The organism is Streptomyces sp. N35 (assembly GCF_016464295.1).
Taxonomy (GTDB): domain Bacteria; phylum Actinomycetota; class Actinomycetes; order Streptomycetales; family Streptomycetaceae; genus Streptomyces.
Genome location: NZ_JAEIMH010000059.1, coordinates 2,213 through 18,909 on the forward strand (window position 1 = coordinate 2,213; position 16,697 = coordinate 18,909).

General features: G+C 70.9%; 15 protein-coding genes and 1 riboswitch. Of the genes, 13 read left to right on the forward strand and 2 right to left on the reverse strand.

Annotation, left to right across the window (positions count from 1 at the left end; all coding sequences use genetic code 11):
* Nucleotides 1-79: 79 nt before the first annotated feature.
* Together JAO81_RS28135 and JAO81_RS28140 are read right to left on the reverse strand one after the other, a co-directional pair.
* Complete coding sequence (locus tag JAO81_RS28135) at nucleotides 80-853, reverse strand: hypothetical protein (RefSeq protein ID WP_199550764.1); 774 nt, start codon at nucleotides 851-853, stop codon at nucleotides 80-82.
* Between the two features lie 123 nt (nucleotides 854-976).
* Complete coding sequence (locus JAO81_RS28140) at nucleotides 977-1,804, reverse strand: hypothetical protein (protein ID WP_233416028.1); 828 nt, start codon at nucleotides 1,802-1,804, stop codon at nucleotides 977-979.
* 226 nt (nucleotides 1,805-2,030) lie between these two features.
* Here JAO81_RS28140 and JAO81_RS28145 point away from each other — a divergent pair, with 226 nt between their 5' ends.
* From JAO81_RS28145 to JAO81_RS28205, 13 genes are all read left to right on the forward strand, one after another.
* The gene (locus JAO81_RS28145; protein WP_199550806.1) at nucleotides 2,031-4,109 is read left to right on the forward strand and encodes an N-6 DNA methylase; all 2,079 of its coding nucleotides are present in this window, start codon (nucleotides 2,031-2,033) and stop codon (nucleotides 4,107-4,109) included.
* A 179-nt stretch (nucleotides 4,110-4,288) separates the two neighbouring features.
* Entirely contained in the window at nucleotides 4,289-5,017 is a 729-nt protein-coding gene (locus JAO81_RS28150) for a hypothetical protein (protein WP_199550765.1), read from the forward strand.
* Complete coding sequence (locus JAO81_RS28155; RefSeq protein ID WP_199550766.1) at nucleotides 5,014-6,534, forward strand: serine/threonine-protein kinase; 1,521 nt, start codon at nucleotides 5,014-5,016, stop codon at nucleotides 6,532-6,534. The genes JAO81_RS28150 and JAO81_RS28155 overlap by 4 nt, the downstream gene beginning before the upstream one ends.
* 148 nt (nucleotides 6,535-6,682) lie before the next feature.
* A complete protein-coding gene (locus JAO81_RS28160; RefSeq protein WP_199550767.1) occupies nucleotides 6,683-7,333 on the forward strand; it encodes a SurA N-terminal domain-containing protein in 651 nt (216 codons plus the stop codon).
* Nucleotides 7,334-7,382: 49 nt separating this feature from the next.
* A complete protein-coding gene (locus JAO81_RS28165; protein ID WP_233416029.1) occupies nucleotides 7,383-8,069 on the forward strand; it encodes a DUF4230 domain-containing protein in 687 nt (228 codons plus the stop codon).
* Nucleotides 8,070-8,167: 98 nt separating this feature from the next.
* Nucleotides 8,168-9,166 (forward strand): nucleoside triphosphate pyrophosphohydrolase, encoded by a 999-nt coding sequence (locus tag JAO81_RS28170; protein ID WP_307813783.1) that lies wholly within the window; start codon nucleotides 8,168-8,170, stop codon nucleotides 9,164-9,166.
* Nucleotides 9,163-10,458, forward strand: coding sequence for a cytochrome P450 (locus JAO81_RS28175; protein ID WP_199550770.1), 1,296 nt, complete (start codon nucleotides 9,163-9,165; stop codon nucleotides 10,456-10,458). Before JAO81_RS28170 ends, JAO81_RS28175 begins: the two co-directional genes overlap by 4 nt.
* Nucleotides 10,459-10,662: 204 nt before the next feature.
* On the forward strand, nucleotides 10,663-11,733 hold the full coding sequence (locus JAO81_RS28180) for a transglycosylase family protein (protein WP_199550771.1): 1,071 nt from the start codon (nucleotides 10,663-10,665) through the stop codon (nucleotides 11,731-11,733).
* A 206-nt stretch (nucleotides 11,734-11,939) separates the two neighbouring features.
* Nucleotides 11,940-12,129: riboswitch (cyclic di-AMP (ydaO/yuaA leader) on the forward strand.
* 3 nt (nucleotides 12,130-12,132) lie between these two features.
* A complete protein-coding gene (locus JAO81_RS28185; protein ID WP_199550772.1) occupies nucleotides 12,133-12,822 on the forward strand; it encodes a transglycosylase family protein in 690 nt (229 codons plus the stop codon).
* Nucleotides 12,823-13,163: 341 nt separating this feature from the next.
* Nucleotides 13,164-14,450 carry a phosphopyruvate hydratase gene (eno, locus tag JAO81_RS28190; protein WP_199550773.1) on the forward strand — a complete coding sequence of 429 codons (1,287 nt, stop codon included), beginning with the start codon at nucleotides 13,164-13,166 and terminating at the stop codon, nucleotides 14,448-14,450.
* Between the two features lie 110 nt (nucleotides 14,451-14,560).
* On the forward strand, nucleotides 14,561-15,052 hold the full coding sequence (locus JAO81_RS28195; protein WP_199550774.1) for a septum formation initiator family protein: 492 nt from the start codon (nucleotides 14,561-14,563) through the stop codon (nucleotides 15,050-15,052).
* A gap of 48 nt (nucleotides 15,053-15,100) precedes the next feature.
* Nucleotides 15,101-15,664 carry a DUF501 domain-containing protein gene (locus tag JAO81_RS28200; protein ID WP_199550775.1) on the forward strand — a complete coding sequence of 188 codons (564 nt, stop codon included), beginning with the start codon at nucleotides 15,101-15,103 and terminating at the stop codon, nucleotides 15,662-15,664.
* Entirely contained in the window at nucleotides 15,661-16,602 is a 942-nt protein-coding gene (locus JAO81_RS28205; protein ID WP_199550776.1) for a Ppx/GppA phosphatase family protein, read from the forward strand. Before JAO81_RS28200 ends, JAO81_RS28205 begins: the two co-directional genes overlap by 4 nt.
* Nucleotides 16,603-16,697 lie beyond the last annotated feature (95 nt).

The following is a 16,697-nucleotide window of genomic DNA, read 5'->3' on the forward strand; positions in this document are numbered from 1 at the left end:
GGGGCGCGCCGCCCACACAGCAGAGAGGGCGCCCCCCCCCCGCCGGGGAGGGGCATCCCCTTCCCGTACGTACGGGTGACTACATCGTGTCGAGGTCGAGCACATCACCCGTCGGCGCCTTCGCGTCCACCGGCTTGTCGTAGTCGGTGAAGGTCAGGTCCTCGCCGTCCTTCGCCGCGTCCGAGGTGAGCTTGAGCAGATACGGCTTCCCCTTCGTCGCCACGTAGATCGTGTAGCGCTCCGCGCCGTCGTTCTCGGTGAGCGTGATGGCCTCCTGGCCGTCGACCGTCGTCACCTTCCCCTTGCGGGCCGCCGAGTCCCCGCCCTTGAACTCGCCGAGCAGCTGGTCGAGATCGCAGAAGGCCTTCAGGTCCTCGGAGCCTTCGCCCGTCGCGGAGGTCTTCACCCAGCGGTCGCCCAGCATGTCGACGGCGGCGTCCACCTCCGCCTTCGCCTCGCCCTTGCTCTGGGCGCGCAGGAAGGCCTCGTCGTACTTCATGTAGACGGTCCTGCCGTCGTTGACGATCTCGGCCTTGCCCTGACCGCCCACGGACATGGAGCCCGCGCAGACGCCCTTCGTGTCCATGGCCATGTCGAGGGTGATCGCGCCCAACTCGGCATCCGGAACAGTGCCCTTGACGCGCAGGGACTTCGCGGAGCTGGTCGCCTCGACGGCCTGGTCGGCGATCTCGGGACCGGACGCGTCGGCGAACGGCTCCTTGCTCTCGGCGGAGCTGTTGCCCGCGTTCTTGCCCTTGTCCGACGAGCCGGCGGACTTCTCGGACCCGCAGGCGGTGAGCGCGAGAGCGGCGCTCAGGGCGAGGGCGGCGGTGGTGAGGACGGTGCGGCGCATGGTGGTTCTCCCCCCGGAGAAAGTTGATGTGGGGTGGGTGAGCGGGTGATGAGTGCGGGGTGGTGGGGACGACGAGGGGACGGGGCTCCGGGTGAGGTGTTCAGTCCGGTGCGACGGGGCTGATCAGCCCGTCTTCTTCCAGTCCTGGCACCCGGTCGTCTTGAAGTAGGCGTCCTTCGCGGTGATCGTCACGATCCCGTTGCCGTTCACGTTCTCGTTGGCGGCGATGGACTCCAGGCCGTGCTCGGCGTCCTTCGAGCGCTCCCAGTAGCACATGTCGTCCGTGTTCCCGCTGGACTTGTACGTGCCCGGGGCGATGTCGACGCCGACCTTGAACATGCCGCCGTCGCCCTTGACGTCCCCGCCCTTCGGCGAGCCCTTGGCGGCCTCGTCGACCGCGGTCCAGCCGTTGCAGTCCGAGGACTTGAACAGCTTGTCGCCGGGCTTGATCGTCACGTACGAGGTGCCGGTCACGTTGTCGTTGGCCAGGATCGACTCGAGCTCGCCCTTGGAGTCCTTGAGGCGCTCCCAGTAGCACATGCCGTCGTCGTTGCCCGTCGTCCTGTACGTGCCGGGCTTGACGTCGGCGCCGACCTCGAAGTCCCCGTCGCCGTCGATGGCGACCTTGTCCTCGGGGGCGTCCTCGGCCTTCTTCGGCTTGTCGCCGTCCTTGGCCTTGCTGTCGCCGCCGGTGCCCGCCGACACCGAGGCGGAGTCCTTCGAGCCGTCCGAACCGTCGTCGCCGCCGGCCCCGAGCGCCCCGCCGATCGCGACGACCACGACGATCGCGCCGATCGCGGTGAGCACCTTGTGGCGGGCGACCCAGCTCCGTCTGGGCGGCGGCTGAGGGGCGGCGTGCTGGGGGCCGTACGAGCCCTGCGAGCCGTACATCGGCTGCTGAGGCTGCTGAGGCTGCTGGGACTGCTGCGACCACTGGGGCTGCTGAGACATCTGGAGCACCTTTCGTGCACAAGGGGAACAGTCGTAGACCGGCTGTGAGCCCGTGAACTCGGTGGGCTGTGAACCGCTGGGTCAATAAGAGCAGACGCTGTGAACCGAGTCAACACGGTTCACGGGAACTGGTCCGTTCACGCGTGTGAGCGATAGGATCCAGCGCATCCGCAGCGCCGAGCCGTATCCGTGCGCATGGGGCCGTATCCAGAGGGGAGCCAGCCGGGTGCCTACGAGTGCGACAGAGGTGACCGCCGCCGGAATCGCCCGGCTCGCCGGGGTGGGCCGGGCCGCCGTGAGCAACTGGCGCCGCCGACATGCCGACTTCCCCAAGCCCGTGGGCGGTACCGAGACCAGCCCGTCCTTCGCGCTGTCCGAGGTCGAGGACTGGCTGCGCCGCCAGGGCAAACTCGCCGAGGTCCCGCTGCGCGAGCGCGTCTGGCAGCAGCTCACGGGACACCCCGAGGGCCCCGGCACCGCGCTGCTGCACATCGGCTGTGAACTGCTGCTCGTGCACGAGCGCCCCACCGACTGGCTCGAGCTCAACGCGCTCTCCGACCGGCGCCTGGCCGAACTGCTCCCGGACGCGTACGACAAGGTGCTCACCGACCGCTTCGGCGCCGGCCGCCACCGGGCGGTCCAGGTCCCGTCCACCGAGGCCCTGCACGCCTCCGTACCGCTGCTGCGCGCAGCCGCCCAGCTCGCCGCCCAGCTGGGGACCCCGCGGGCCTTCGAGTTCCTCCTCGGCCGCCATCTGGACGCCAACTCCCGCCAGTACACGCCCACTCCGGCAGGGCCCGCCGAGCTGATCGCCCGCCTCGCCGGACCCGTACGCACCGTCCTCGACCCGGCCTGCGGCACCGGCGCCCTGCTCAGGGCCGTCGCAGCGCGCCCCGACCTGGAGCTGCACGGCCAGGACTCGGCACCCGAACTCGCCGCCCTCACCGCCCTGCGCCTGGCCCTCGCCGGCCACGCACACATCCGCACCCAGGCCGGCGACTCCCTGCGCGCCGACGCCTTCCCGCAGCTCAGGGCCGACGCGGTGGTCTGCCATCCGCCGTTCAACGAGCGCAACTGGGGCCATGACGAACTGGCCTACGACCCCCGCTGGGAGTACGGCTTCCCGGCCCGCACCGAATCCGAGCTCGCCTGGGTCCAGCACGCGCTGGCCCGGCTCGCCGACGGCGGCACCGCCGTCCTGCTGATGCCGCCCGCCGCCGCGTCCCGCCGCTCCGGCCGCCGCATCCGCGCCGATCTGCTGCGCCGCGGCGTCCTGCGCGCCGTGATCGCGCTGCCCGCGGGCGCCGCACCCCCGCACAACATCCCGCTGCACCTGTGGATCCTGCGCCGCCCGGGCCCGGCCACCCGCCCCCAAGTTCACGGCTCCGCTCGAACAGGGGGGACCCCCATGCCCGCCGAACTGCTCCTGATGGACACCGCCTCACTCGTACCAGAAGGACAGCCCGAACTGCCCTGGCCCGCCCTGCAGTCCGCGGTCACCGAGGCCTGGGAGGCGTACGAGCGCACCGGCACCGCCGAGGAGCAGCCGGGCCTCGCCCGCGCCCTCGCGGTGATCGACCTCCTCGACGACGACGTGGACCTCGCGCCCGCACGCCATCTGCCCCCGTCCACGGCCGCCGGCGGGATCGAGCAGCTCACCTCCGTACGGGAAAAGCTCACCGACACCCTCAGGCTGACCGCCGAACTCACCCCGCCCGCCGCCGAACCGGCCCCCGACGCACGCTGGCCGCTCACCACCATCGGCGAACTCGCCCGCGCGGGCGCCCTCACCCTCAGGACCGGCAACGCGGCCGTGGCGCTCGGCGGCACCGTCCCCGTCCTCACCGACCACGACGTCTTCACCGCCGCCGCCCCCTCCGGCACGCTGCCCGAGGACCACGAAGCCCCCGAACTCACCGAAGAGGGCGACGTCGTCGTCCCCGTCCTCGGCGCCGGCAGCGTCACCCGTGTCATCGACGCCGCCACCGCCGGCGCCGCACTCGGCCGCAATCTGTCCCTGCTCAGACCCGACCCGGCGGCCCTCGACCCCTGGTTCCTCGCGGGCTTCCTGCGCGGCACCGCCAACAACCGCCAGGCCAGCAGCTACGCCTCGACCGCCACCCGCCTCGACGTCCGCCGCCTCCAGCTCCCGCGCCTGCCGCTCGAACAGCAGCGCGCGTACGGGGAGCGGTTCCGCGCCCTCGCGGCCTTCGAGGACACCCTGCGGCAGGCGACGCGGCTCGGGGAGCGGCTGGTCCAGGGGACGTACGACGGCCTGACGGACGGGACGATCGCACCGGCCTGACCGAAGCGCGGACCCGGGCGGAAACGGAGCCCACGGGTCCGCGCTTTCCGTGACCGGATCGATTTCCTCGATCACGTACAACCCCGGTCCGGTTGTCCTGGTCGCCTTATACGCTCATCTCTGCACGTCCCGACTCGGCACCCCGTTCGGTTCCAGGATTCGCTTTCAGGAGCAGCCCCATGCACGGCCCCGGCTACGCACCACCGCCAAGCCGCCGTCCCTCCGACGCGGCGCTGGTGACCCTGCGCGTGGTCTTCGTCGTGCTCGCCATCGGCTTGTGCGGCATGCTCGCCTGGGCGCCGCTGATCCGGGTCGCCGTCCTGACCAAGAAGGCCAAGGACTGGGTGCTGTTCGCCCTGGCCCTGGTCGTGGTCGCGCTGTCCCTCTTCCTCATCGGCAACGAACCGACCGATGACATCGACACCAACCAGGAGTGGTTCGGCCTGCTCCTGCTGCTCGGCAACCTCATCGCCTGTGTCACGTACTACCTGTACGCGGACATCAAGCACTTCCACGGCTGGAGCGGCCCGGCCACCGTCGGCTACCCCTCCCTGCAGAAGCAGCCCCAGGCCTACGGCTACCCGCCCACCGCCCCCACCGCGTACGGGCAGGGCGTCCCGCACCAGGGCGTCACCGCGCCGATGCACCCGCAGCAGCAGCCCCTGCCGACCCCGCCGCAGCAGCCGATACCCACCCCGCCTCAGCAGCCGATACCCACTCCGCCGCCGGCCGCGCAGCGCCCCGCGCCCGCGCGTATCGACCAAGTGCGCGCCGAACTCGACGAGTTGAGCAGCTTCCTGCGCGGACACGACGACCCGTCGAACGGGCCCCACGGGCAGAGCGGACGTGACTTCCCGCCGCCGAACAGCCCGAACGACCGTGACCGCCGCCCGGAGGACAACAGGTGAGCGTGACCGGACGCGTCATCGCCGGCCGCTACGAACTGTCCACGCTCATCGGGCAAGGCGGCATGGGCCAGGTCTGGACGGCGTACGACCAGCGCCTCGACCGCCGCGTCGCCGTCAAGCTCCTGCGCCCCGACAAGGTCGCGGGCCAGGAGGCCGACGAGCTGCGCCGCCGCTTCGTGCGCGAGTGCCGCGTCACCGCCCAGGTCGACCACCCCGGCCTCGTCACCGTGCACGACGCGGGCAGCGCGGACGACGACCTCTACCTCGTGATGCAGTACGTCGACGGGTCCGACCTCGCCGACCACCTCGCCGAACACGACCCGTACCCCTGGCCCTGGGCCGTGGCCGTCGCCACCCAGCTGTGCGCCGTGCTCTCCGCCGTGCACGCGGTGCCGATCGTCCACCGCGACCTCAAGCCGCGCAACGTGATGGTGAAGCCCGACGGCACCCTCACCGTCCTCGACCTGGGCGTCGCCTCCGTCATCGACTCCGACACCACCCGCCTCACCCACACCGGCTCCCCGATCGGCAGCCCCGCATACATGGCACCCGAGCAGGCCATGGGCGGCGCGGTCGGCCCGTACACCGACATCTACGCCCTCGGCGTCCTGCTGCACGAACTCCTCAGCGGCAACGTGCCCTTCGCGGGCACCACCGCACTCGGCGTCCTGCACCGGCACCTGTACGAACCCCCGCTGCCCGTACGCCAGTTGCGCCCCGAGACCCCCGAAGCGCTCGAAGCCCTGGTCCTGCGCATGCTCGCCAAGGACCCGCAGCACCGGCCCGCCTCCACCCAGGAGGTGTACGAGGCACTCGTCCCGCTGCTGCCCACGCGCGGCAACCCGAGCGGACCGCTCGACCCCACCCGCCCGTTCCTGCGCCCCAGCGCACCCTGGCCGGACCGCGCCCGAACACCCGCCGCGCAGCCCACACCCATGGAGTCCACGAGCAAACGCCCGGATGTCGCCCAGGCCGTGGACGACGTGAAGCGACTGCTCGGCGAGGGCCGCATCACCCAGGCCGTCGACATCCTCGGCGCGATCCTGCCCGCCGCCGCCGCACAGCACGGCGAGCACTCACCGGTCGTACGCACCCTGCGCAAGCAGTACGCGGCGACGCTGATGGACGACGGCCAGTACCGCCGTGCCCTGCCCGAACTGCGCCGCCTCGCCGACGAACGCGCGGCGGAGGCGGGCGTCGCCGATCCGGCCGCCCTGCAGTTCCGCTACGACGCCGCCCAGTGCCTCGAACAGCTCGGCGAACCGGCCGCCGCCCTCACCGAATACCGGGCGCTCCTTCCGTACTACGAGAACCAGTACGCGACCACCGACCGCGAGATCGCCCTCGAAGTCCGCCGCCGCATCGGCCACTTGCTGCTCGCCCTCGGCGACCGCGCCGCCGCCCACGACATGCTGCGCGCGCTCCTGTACGACGCGGAACGGGTGCACGGACCCGCGCACGCGTTCCCGGGCGAAATCCGCCGCACGCTGCACTGGCTGGGGCAGGTACGCGGCTGACAGCGCACCGGTATGGACGCGCATCCCGAACTGCCCATGAATCGTTGGTCGAACCAGTGGCCGAACCGCACGCCCACTGCCTAACATCGATCACCGCAAGGCTTGTGCACTGACGCACAATCTCGCCGCAGCCGCCGGGAGGCCCCCTTTGCACCGCCGCCGTCGCACCGCACTCACCCTCTCCGCTGCCCTTCTGGCCGCGGCGCCCCTCCTGGCCGCCTGCTCGAACGAGGCCCATCCCGGCGCCGCCGCCGTCGTCGGCGAGGAGCGCATCTCCATGGCGCAGCTCCAGTCCCGGGTCAACGAGGTGCGCAGTGCCCAGCAGGCGGCCACGGCCAAGACGGACAACTACGCCCAGGCGGTGGAGAAGACCGGCGGCCTCACCCGCGACACCCTGCAGTCGATGGTCCTCGACCGCGTCCTGCACCAGGCCGCCGAGGACGCGGGCGTCACCGTGACCCGCAAGGAGATCCAGGGCCTGCGCGGCGAACTGGTCAAGCAGGCCGGCAGCCAGGAGGCCCTGGAGGCGGGCTGGCTGCAGCAGTACAACATCCCGCCGTCGCGGATCGACGACTCCCTCCGTACGGAGATCGAGGCCCAGAAGCTGTACCAGGCCCTGGGCGCCGACCCCCAGACCGAGACCGGACAGCAGGCCTTCTGGAAGGCACTCTCGGACGCCTCCCGCTCCCTGGACGTGGACCTCAACCCCCGTTACGGCACCTGGGACATGACCAAGAGCCGCCGCGCGGACACGGTGACGCCGTGGCTGCGTCAGGTGTCAGGCGCCAAGGAGGCGTAACCCCCCCGGCCGTATGAGTGCCCGCGCCCGACGCGGGCACTCGGCCCGTATGACAACCACCGAGACCAAGCCCCGGCGGCCGCTCGGCAAGGAAAGCTCCGCACGCAGGCTGCCCTGGTGGATCAAACTCCCGGCCGCGCTCGTCGTGGCCCTCGTCCTCGTCCTGCTCGCCGGACAGCTGCGCCTGCTGCCCGGCCTCGACGACATCTTCGGCTCCGAGACCAAGGACCGCTCAGGCCCCGCCGTACTGAAGTCGCTGCGGGACATGAGCCGTTACGAAGGCGCCGCCGGCTCCTACCAGGTCGTCGTCGACCTGGAGAAGGACGCCAAGTTCCTGCCCGACGCGATCCGCGGCACCCGCACCCTGTTCGTCGGCTCCGGCACCGCCAGCGCCTATGTCGACCTGGGCGCCCTGAAGGAGGACAACGTCCGCGTCGACAAGGAACGCACCGCGGCCACCCTCGTCCTGCCGCACGCGAAGCTCGCCAAGGCCACGCTCGACCCCGACCGCTCCTACACCGTCTCCAAGCAGCGCGGAATTCTGGACCGGCTCGGTGACCTGTTCTCCGACAACCCGGCCGGCGAACAGGCGGTGAACAAGCTCGCGGTCCGGCACATCTCCGCCGCGGCCAAGGACAGCGGCCTGACGGCCCGCGCGGAACGCAACACCACCGCGATGCTGGAGGGCCTGCTCACCTCGCTCGGCTTCGAGAAGGTGACGGTGCGGTACGCGTGAGCGTCCGGCGAAGGTGACGGTGCGGTACGCGTGCGTGCCCGGCGAAAGCCCGGGGCACGGGTGAATCCCTGACGCGGCCGCGGGGTACGTTGGCCGACGTGAACGCTCCCGACGCCCCCGGCCGCATCGTCCTGCTCACCACGACCCACCGCGTGGCCCCCGGCCTCCTGTCCTGGCCGGCCTGGCAGGCTCTGCACAGCGCCGATCTCGTCCTGTGCGCCGACCCGGCCCACCCCCAACTCCCGTATCTGCGCGAGGCGGGCGTCACCGTGGAGCAGCGCACCCCCGCCGCCGAGGAACTGATCGACGCCTGCGCGGGCGACCGCACCGTGATCGTGCTCGCGAGCGGCGAGGGCGACCCCCTGCTCACCGACGGTCTGGCCCGGCTCGCGGGTTCGGGCCGGGTGCGGATGCCCGACCTCGAGCTGCTCCCGGCCTCGTACGATCTGCCGGGCGCCCGCCTCCTCGACCTCGTCCAGGTCATGGACCGCATCCGCCGCGAGTGCCCCTGGTCCTCGCAGCAGACCCACAAGGGCCTGGCGAAATACGGCATCGAGGAGGCCTACGAACTCGTCGAGGCCATCGAGGAGGGCGACCGTACGGAGCTGCGCGAAGAACTCGGCGACGTCCTGCTCCAGGTCGTCTTCCACGCCCGGATCGCCGCCGAGGACGAAGAGGAGCCCTTCGACATCGACGATGTCGCGGGCACCATCGTCACCAAGCTGATCCACCGCCACCCCCACGTCTTCGGCGATGACACGGCGCAGACCCCCGAAGAGGTCAAGGCGCACTGGCTGCGCACCAAGGCCGAGGAGAAGCAGCGCGACTCGGTCACCGAGGGCGTCCCGCTCGGCCAGCCCGGCCTCGCCCTGGCCGCCAAGCTCGCCTCACGGGTCCGTACGGCAGGGCTCGACGTTCCGCTGCCCCAGGGCACGGGCCTCGGCTACGAACTGCTCGCCCTGGCCGTCCGCGCGGAATCCGAGGGAATCGACCCGGAGGCCGCACTGCGGGCGGCGGGGCGGGCGTACCGGGACGCGATCAGGGTCGTGGAGGCCGGCGAGAAGGGGAGCGGAGAGGCGGATACGGTCGAGGGGTGACCAGCACCGCCCCGACCGGACCCACGCCGACCGGAACAACTCCGCCTGAACTCTTCACCTGGGAGTTCGCCACCGACCCGTATCCCGCCTACGCCTGGCTGCGCGAGCACGCCCCGGTGCACCGCACCACGCTGCCCAGCGGGGTCGAGGCCTGGCTGGTCACCCGGTACGCCGACGCCAAGCAGGCGCTCGCCGACCAGCGGCTCAGCAAGAATCCGGTGCACCACGCCGGGGACGAGCGGGCCAAGGGCAGGACGGGCATCCCCGGTGAACGCAAGGCCGACCTGATGACCCATCTGCTCAACATCGACCCGCCGGACCACACCCGGCTCAGGCGGCTGGTCTCGAAGGCGTTCACGCCGCGCAGGGTCGCCGCGTTCGCGCCCCGGGTGCAGGAGCTCACCGACCAGCTCATCGACTCCTTCGCGCGGAAGGGGAGCGCGGATCTGATCCACGAGTTCGCCTTCCCGCTCCCCATCTACGCGATCTGCGATCTGCTCGGCGTACCGGCCGAGGACCAGGACGACTTCCGTGACTGGGCGGGCATGATGATCCGTCATGGCGGCGGGCCGCGCGGAGGAGTCGCGCGCAGCGTCAAGAAGATGCGCGGCTATCTCGCCGAGCTGATCCACCGCAAGCGCGCCGAACTGCCCGAACACCCTGCGCCGGACGAGGACTTGCTCTCCGGTCTCATCCGCGCGAGCGACCACGGCGAGCACCTCACCGAGAACGAAGCGGCCGCGATGGCCTTCATCCTGCTCTTCGCCGGCTTCGAGACCACGGTCAATCTGATCGGCAACGGGACCTATCAACTCCTCCGTCACCCCGAACAGCGCGCCCGCCTCCAGGAGTCGCTGGCCGTGGGGGAGCGGGGCCTCCTGGAGACGGGAGTCGAGGAACTCCTGCGCTACGACGGGCCGGTGGAGCTCGCGACCTGGCGTTTCGCCACCCAGGACCTGACCATCGGCGGCCAGGGGATCGCCGTCGGCGACCCGGTCCTCGTCGTCCTCGCCGCCGCCGACCGGGACCCCGAGCGCTTCGAGCAGCCGGACACCCTCGACCTCTCCCGCCGCGACAACCAGCACCTCGGCTACGGGCACGGCATCCACTACTGCCTCGGCGCGCCGCTCGCCCGACTGGAAGGACAGGCGGCGCTCGCCACCTTGCTCACGCGTCTGCCGGATCTCCGGCTTGCGGGAGAAGAGGGCGATTTGCGGTGGCGTGGGGGGCTCATCATGCGCGGATTGCGGGCGCTACCGGTCGAGTTCACCCCAGAACGCCCTGCCTCGTAACACGCTGACGACGTCCAGTAACTGACGCCTCGTCAAAACTGTGACTTTCACGTGATCTGCGCTGCATCGACTTGTGACTGACGTTCGAATGCGGCTACGTTCACCGCTTAGCTCAGCTGCCACTGGGGACCCAGGACCTGACGTATGTACGGGCCCGAGTTCCCCGTGGTCCCTCAGCAGTGCAGTCACGCGAAAGGCGTTCACATGCTTTCCGGGAACGGTCGTCACCGTCGACCCCGCCAGGTCCCCGGCCTGGTCGTCGCAGCCGGCGTCACCGGCTCAGCGCTCGCCCTGCCGCTGTTCGGCGCGACGGGCGCGAGCGCGGCCGACGGCTCCAGCTGGGACCGCCTCGCCGAGTGCGAGAGCGGCGGCGTGTGGAGTGCGAACTTCGGCAACGGGTACTACGGCGGGCTGCAGTTCGACCAAACGACCTGGGAGGAGTTCGGCGGGCTCGACTATGCGCCGACCGCCGATCTGGCCAGCCGCGGCGAGCAGATAGCCGTGGCCGAGAAGGTCGTCGCGGCGCAGGGCCCGCAGGCCTGGGCCACGTGCGCGCCGATCGCCGGGCTCGTGACGGCATCGCCGAGCGCCACGCCGGAGAGCGAGCGGGACAAGACCCAGGACGGCAAGGGCGAGTCCGGCAAGACGGACAAGTCCGAGAAGGCGGACGGCGGCGCGACGTCGGACGCGGACGGATCGACCGCATCGCCGGACCCTTCCGCCTCGGCCACTGCGGACCCCTCGGACCCCTCGGCCCCCTCCGCCTCGGCGACTGGTGACCCTTCCGCCTCGGCCACTCCCGGCCTCGGTGACCTCCCGCTGTTCGGCGAGAGCGACTGGAACCTCGGCGGCTCCTCCGTATCCCCCTCATCCCCCTCGGACGATTCCGGCATTCCGGACGACCTGCCCACTCCGGGCGGCACGGAGGGCGGCGGCACCGCCGGAAGTGACGAATCCGACAACTCCGGCGGCGATTCCGCCACTTCGCCCGACGACTCCTCCGGCCGCCACCGCGGCGACCGCGCCCCCGACGACACCGCCGACGCCGACCGTGGCTCCTCCGGCCGGCATGCCTCGCGTGACGACGAGGCGCGCGACGCGGGCGCCGCGGACGGCGCGTACACCGTGCGGCCCGGCGACAGCCTTTGGGGCATCGCGGACGACCAGCAGGTCGAGGGCGGCTGGACTTCCCTTTACGCCGGCAACCGCCTGGTCATCGGCGACGACCCGAACCTCATCGTGCCTGGCCAGGACCTGGCGCTCGGTCAGAACTGACGCGATAACAGGGGTAGGGACATGGGCGAGTTCGGCAGCGAATGTCCGTAATAAAGGAGCTTCGGGGGAAGTGAGAGATGGGTCTCACCGCCCCCGATTCTCTTTGAAATTCGAGCGTTTGCCCGTTTACGGTCGTGACCGCTCGCCATTGGTGAGCCCCGACGACCGCACGCCGAATCCTGCCGGCGGACGTACGGGAACAGTCGTCGCGTCATGCGCCGTAGGCAGGAGCGGGGGACCCAAGGTTTGCGCCGTGGGCGGTGGTTGAGAGACCGCCAACCCGGCTTGGGGTGAAGTGTCCGATATCGATACGTGGATACACGTTCATTTCGGACACCGGGTACTCACTGCACCCGAACCCGACAGCTCACCTCGCAGGCGTCGGTGAGGGGAAACTCCATGCTGTTTTCGGGCAAGGGCACTGGCAAGCACCGTCGTCTGACCAAGAGCGAGAAGGCCGTCCGCGCCGTCACGCTGGCCGGTGTCGCCGGCACCGCGATCGCCGCGCCGCTGATGACCGCCGGCTCCGCCTCCGCCGCGACCACCTCCGAGTGGGACCAGGTCGCCCAGTGCGAGTCGGGCGGCAACTGGTCGATCAACACCGGCAACGGCTACTACGGCGGCCTGCAGTTCTCGGCCTCCACCTGGTCCGGCTACGGCGGCACGGCCTACGCGCCCACCGCCGACCAGGCCACCAAGGCGCAGCAGATAGCCATCGGCGAGAAGGTCCTCGCGGGCCAGGGCAAGGGTGCCTGGCCGAGCTGTGGCGTGGGCCTGTCCAACGCCTCGAACGGCGCCGGCGCCGCGCAGGAGTCCGCTCCGCAGCAGCAGGCCCCGAAGCAGGAGTCCGCGCCGCAGCGCGAGTCCGCTCCGAAGGCCGACCGCTCGCAGCGCACCGTCGAGACCCCGACCGGCAAGAAGGTCGAGAAGGGTGACGGCGAGTACAAGGTGAAGTCCGGCGACACCCTCTCGAAGATCGCCGAGGCGCATGACGTCAAGGGCGGCTGGGAGAAGCTCTTCAAGCTGAACGACGACATCGTCGACGACGCGGACTTCATCTTCCCGGGCCAGCAGCTCCACCTGAGCTGAGCCGAGCTGAGCCAGGCCGGCTCCACCTGAGCCGAGCCACGCTGGCTCCACCCGAGCCGGCCACCCCCGGCGATTCCCCCCACGCTCCCCCCCCCCCGCGCCGGCCCCCCCGCCCCGCCGGGCCGGGGTCTTGCGCTCCTGCCCGATATGCCCGGCCCGTTCCGTACCGGCCGGTAATAAAGGTGTCCGGTCAGAGGCCCTTCTGCCCCGTATTACGGGCCTTCGGGCCTCTTTTCGTCCCAGGGGACGGGCGGTCGGCTGGCCGAAGCCTCAGAGCCGGTTAGGCTCTTGTCGCAAGGCCAAAGCGACCCTGCACTTCTAGCGTCACATCCCAGAAGGAGATGCTCGTGCCGTCCATCGACGTCGTCGTAGCCCGGGAAATCCTGGACTCCCGAGGCAACCCCACGGTCGAGGTCGAGGTTGGCCTCGACGATGGCAGCACCGGGCGTGCTGCCGTTCCGTCCGGTGCCTCCACCGGTGCGTTCGAGGCTGTGGAGCTCCGTGACGGAGACGCCAACCGCTACCAGGGCAAGGGTGTCGAGAAGGCCGTTCTGGCCGTCATCGAGCAGCTCGGCCCGGAGCTCGTCGGCTACGACGCCACCGAGCAGCGCCTCATCGACCAGGCCATGATCGACCTGGACGCCACCGACAACAAGGGCTCCCTCGGCGCCAACGCCATCCTCGGCGTCTCGCTCGCCGTCGCCCACGCCGCCTCCGAGGCCAGCGACCTTCCGCTGTTCCGCTACCTCGGCGGCCCGAACGCGCACCTGCTGCCCGTTCCGATGATGAACATCCTCAACGGTGGCTCCCACGCCGACTCCAACGTCGACATCCAGGAGTTCATGATCGCCCCGATCGGCGCGGAGTCCTTCTCCGAGGCCCTTCGCTGGGGCACCGAGGTCTACCACACGCTGAAGTCCGTCCTTAAGAGCAAGGGCCTGGCCACCGGCCTCGGCGACGAGGGCGGCTTCGCCCCGAACCTGGACTCCAACCGCGCCGCCCTCGACCTGATCGTCGAGGCCATCAAGCAGGCCGGTTACATCCCCGGCCAGCAGATCGCGCTCGCGCTCGACGTCGCCGCCTCCGAGTTCTACAAGGACGGCAAGTACGAGTTCGAGGGCAAGTCCCTCTCGGCCGCGGAGATGACCGAGTACTACGAGGAGCTCGTCTCCGCGTACCCGATGGTCTCCATCGAGGACCCGCTGTTCGAGGACGACTGGGCGGGCTGGAAGGTCCTCACCGACAAGCTGGGCGAGAAGGTCCAGATCGTCGGCGACGACTTCTTCGTCACCAACCCGGAGCGCCTGGCCCGCGGCATCGAGGAGGGCTCCGCGAACGCCCTCCTGGTCAAGGTGAACCAGATCGGTTCGCTCACCGAGACCCTCGAGGCCGTCTCGCTCGCGCAGTCCAACGGCTACAAGTGCATGATGTCCCACCGCTCCGGCGAGACCGAGGACGTCACCATCGCCGACCTGGCCGTCGCCACCAACTGCGGCCAGATCAAGACCGGTGCCCCGGCCCGCTCCGAGCGCGTCGCCAAGTACAACCAGCTCCTTCGTATCGAGGAGATCCTCGACGACGCCGCGGTGTACGCCGGCCGCAGCGCCTTCCCGCGCTTCAAGGGCTGATCACGGCGTTTGTGGCTGATGGCCGAGGCCTCTAGCCAGTCGTACGTACGTCCCCGCACCCGGTCCCGTACCGTGTGCGGGGACGTACGCGTGTAAGGGGAGGCGAGGGCATGGGAGCGAAGAGGGACCGGGACCGGTTCTCCACCACCACCCGGATCCGGCTGCTCGGTGAACAGACCGCCGCCCGCGTCTACCGTTCCCAGACCCGCCGCCAGGCCCGTCGCTCCCGGCTCACCGGCCGCGCGGCACTGCTCGCGCTGGTCGTCTGCTCGCTGATCGTGGCGCTCGCCTATCCCATAAGGCAGTACGTCGCCCAGCGCGCCGACATCGCCGAGCAGCAGCGCCTCCTCGACGAGGAGCGCGCCGAGACCGAGCGGCTGCGCGACGAGAAGTCCCGCTGGCAGGACCCGGCCTATATCGAGCGCCAGGCCCGCGAGCGGCTGCACATGGTGCACCCCGGCGAGACCGGCTACACCGTGGTCGACCCGTCCGCCGCCCGCGAGCGCCGCAAGGACACCAAGGCGACCGCCGACCGCGCCTGGTACGTGAACCTCTTCGACGGTGTCGACACCATGGACCGCGCCGGCCAGGCCGACGACTGATCCACCCGCTCTTTTGCTGTTCCGCTCTCTTCAATGGAAAGACCAGGCATGGAAACCCCGCCGCCCTCCACCCCGCGCACCGAGCCGACCGACGCCGACGTCGAGGCCTTCAAGCAGCAGCTCGGCCGCCCGCCGCGCGGTCTGCGGGCCATCGCGCACCGCTGCCCGTGCGGCCAGCCGGATGTCGTCGAGACCGCGCCCCGGCTGCCCGACGGCACGCCCTTCCCGACGCTGTACTACCTGACGTGCCCCAAGGCCTCCTCGGCCATCGGCACGCTCGAGGCGAACGGCGTGATGAAGGAGATGACCGAGCGCCTGGGGACCGACCCGGAGCTCGCCGCCGCCTACCGTGCCGCGCACGAGGACTACATCAAGCGCCGCGACGAGATCGAGGTGCTCCAGGGCTTCCCGTCGGCGGGCGGTATGCCGGACCGCGTGAAGTGCCTGCACGTTCTGGTCGGCCACTCGCTCGCGGCCGGACCGGGTGTGAACCCGCTCGGCGACGAGGCGCTCGCGATGCTGCCGGAGTGGTGGCGCAAGGGTGCCTGCGTGACGGTCGCGGAGTCCGCCGGTGAAGGGGAGTCCGCCGGTGACGGGGACGGTGCCGAGTGACCCGCGTCGCCGCCATCGACTGCGGTACGAACTCGATCCGCCTCCTGGTCGCCGACGCCGACCCCGCCACGGGTGAACTCGTCGACCTGGACCGCCGGATGACGATCGTCCGCCTCGGCCAGGGCGTCGACCGCACCGGCCGCCTCGCCCCCGAGGCCCTGGAGCGCACGTTCGCCGCCTGCCGCGAATACGCCGCCGCCATCAAGGAGTTGGGCGCCGAGAAGATCCGCTTCGTGGCCACCTCGGCCTCGCGGGACGCGTCGAACCGGGATGATTTCGTACGGGGCGTTCTGGAGATCCTGGGGGTCGAGCCGGAGGTCATCAGCGGTGACCAGGAGGCGGAGTTCTCCTTCACCGGCGCGACCAAGGAGCTGACCGGCAGCAGCGACCTGGCGAAGCCGTATCTCGTGGTCGACATCGGCGGCGGATCGACGGAGTTCGTGGTCGGAGAGTCCGGGGTGCGGGCGGCCCGCAGCGTGGACGTCGGCTGCGTGCGGATGACCGAGCGGCATCTCGTGGCCGGCGGTGAGGTCGTCGACCCGCCGACCCCGGACCGTATCGCCGCCATCCGCGCCGATATCGCGGCCGCGCTCGACCTCGCCGAGCGGACCGTCCCGCTGCGTGAGGCGCGCACGCTCGTCGGCCTCGCCGGCTCCGTCACGACGGTCGCCGCGATCGCGCTCGGGCTGCCGGAGTACGACTCGGCCGCGATCCACCACTCCCGTATCCCGTACGAGCAGGTCGCCGCCGTGGTCGAGCGGCTGACCACCGCGACGCACGACGAGCGGGCCGCGATCCCCGTGATGCACCCGGGGCGCGTGGACGTCATCGCGGCGGGCGCGCTGGTGCTCCTCATGATCATGGAGCGGATCGGGGCGTCCGAGGTGGTCGTCAGTGAGCACGACATCCTCGACGGGATCGCCTGGTCGATCGCGTAGTTCACTCGTCGATGCCCTTGGTCGTTTGCCTCGGGGGCCTTGGTATCCACGGACGGGCGGGGCGGGGGGGGGGGTCGCGGGCCCCCCCCCCCCGG

What these genes read in the sequence shown, in the direction of transcription:
- JAO81_RS28135 (WP_199550764.1), bottom strand. Translation starts at nt 853, where the DNA reads ATGCGCCGCACCGTCCTCACCACCGCCGCCCTCGCCCTGAGCGCCGCT.
- JAO81_RS28140 (WP_233416028.1), bottom strand. Translation starts at nt 1,804, where the DNA reads ATGTCTCAGCAGCCCCAGTGGTCGCAGCAGTCCCAGCAGCCTCAGCAG.
- JAO81_RS28150 (WP_199550765.1), top strand. Translation starts at nt 4,289, where the DNA reads ATGCACGGCCCCGGCTACGCACCACCGCCAAGCCGCCGTCCCTCCGAC.
- JAO81_RS28165 (WP_233416029.1), top strand. Translation starts at nt 7,383, where the DNA reads ATGACAACCACCGAGACCAAGCCCCGGCGGCCGCTCGGCAAGGAAAGC.
- JAO81_RS28180 (WP_199550771.1), top strand. Translation starts at nt 10,663, where the DNA reads ATGCTTTCCGGGAACGGTCGTCACCGTCGACCCCGCCAGGTCCCCGGC.
- JAO81_RS28185 (WP_199550772.1), top strand. Translation starts at nt 12,133, where the DNA reads ATGCTGTTTTCGGGCAAGGGCACTGGCAAGCACCGTCGTCTGACCAAG.
- eno (WP_199550773.1), top strand. Translation starts at nt 13,164, where the DNA reads ATGCTCGTGCCGTCCATCGACGTCGTCGTAGCCCGGGAAATCCTGGAC.
- JAO81_RS28195 (WP_199550774.1), top strand. Translation starts at nt 14,561, where the DNA reads ATGGGAGCGAAGAGGGACCGGGACCGGTTCTCCACCACCACCCGGATC.
- JAO81_RS28200 (WP_199550775.1), top strand. Translation starts at nt 15,101, where the DNA reads ATGGAAACCCCGCCGCCCTCCACCCCGCGCACCGAGCCGACCGACGCC.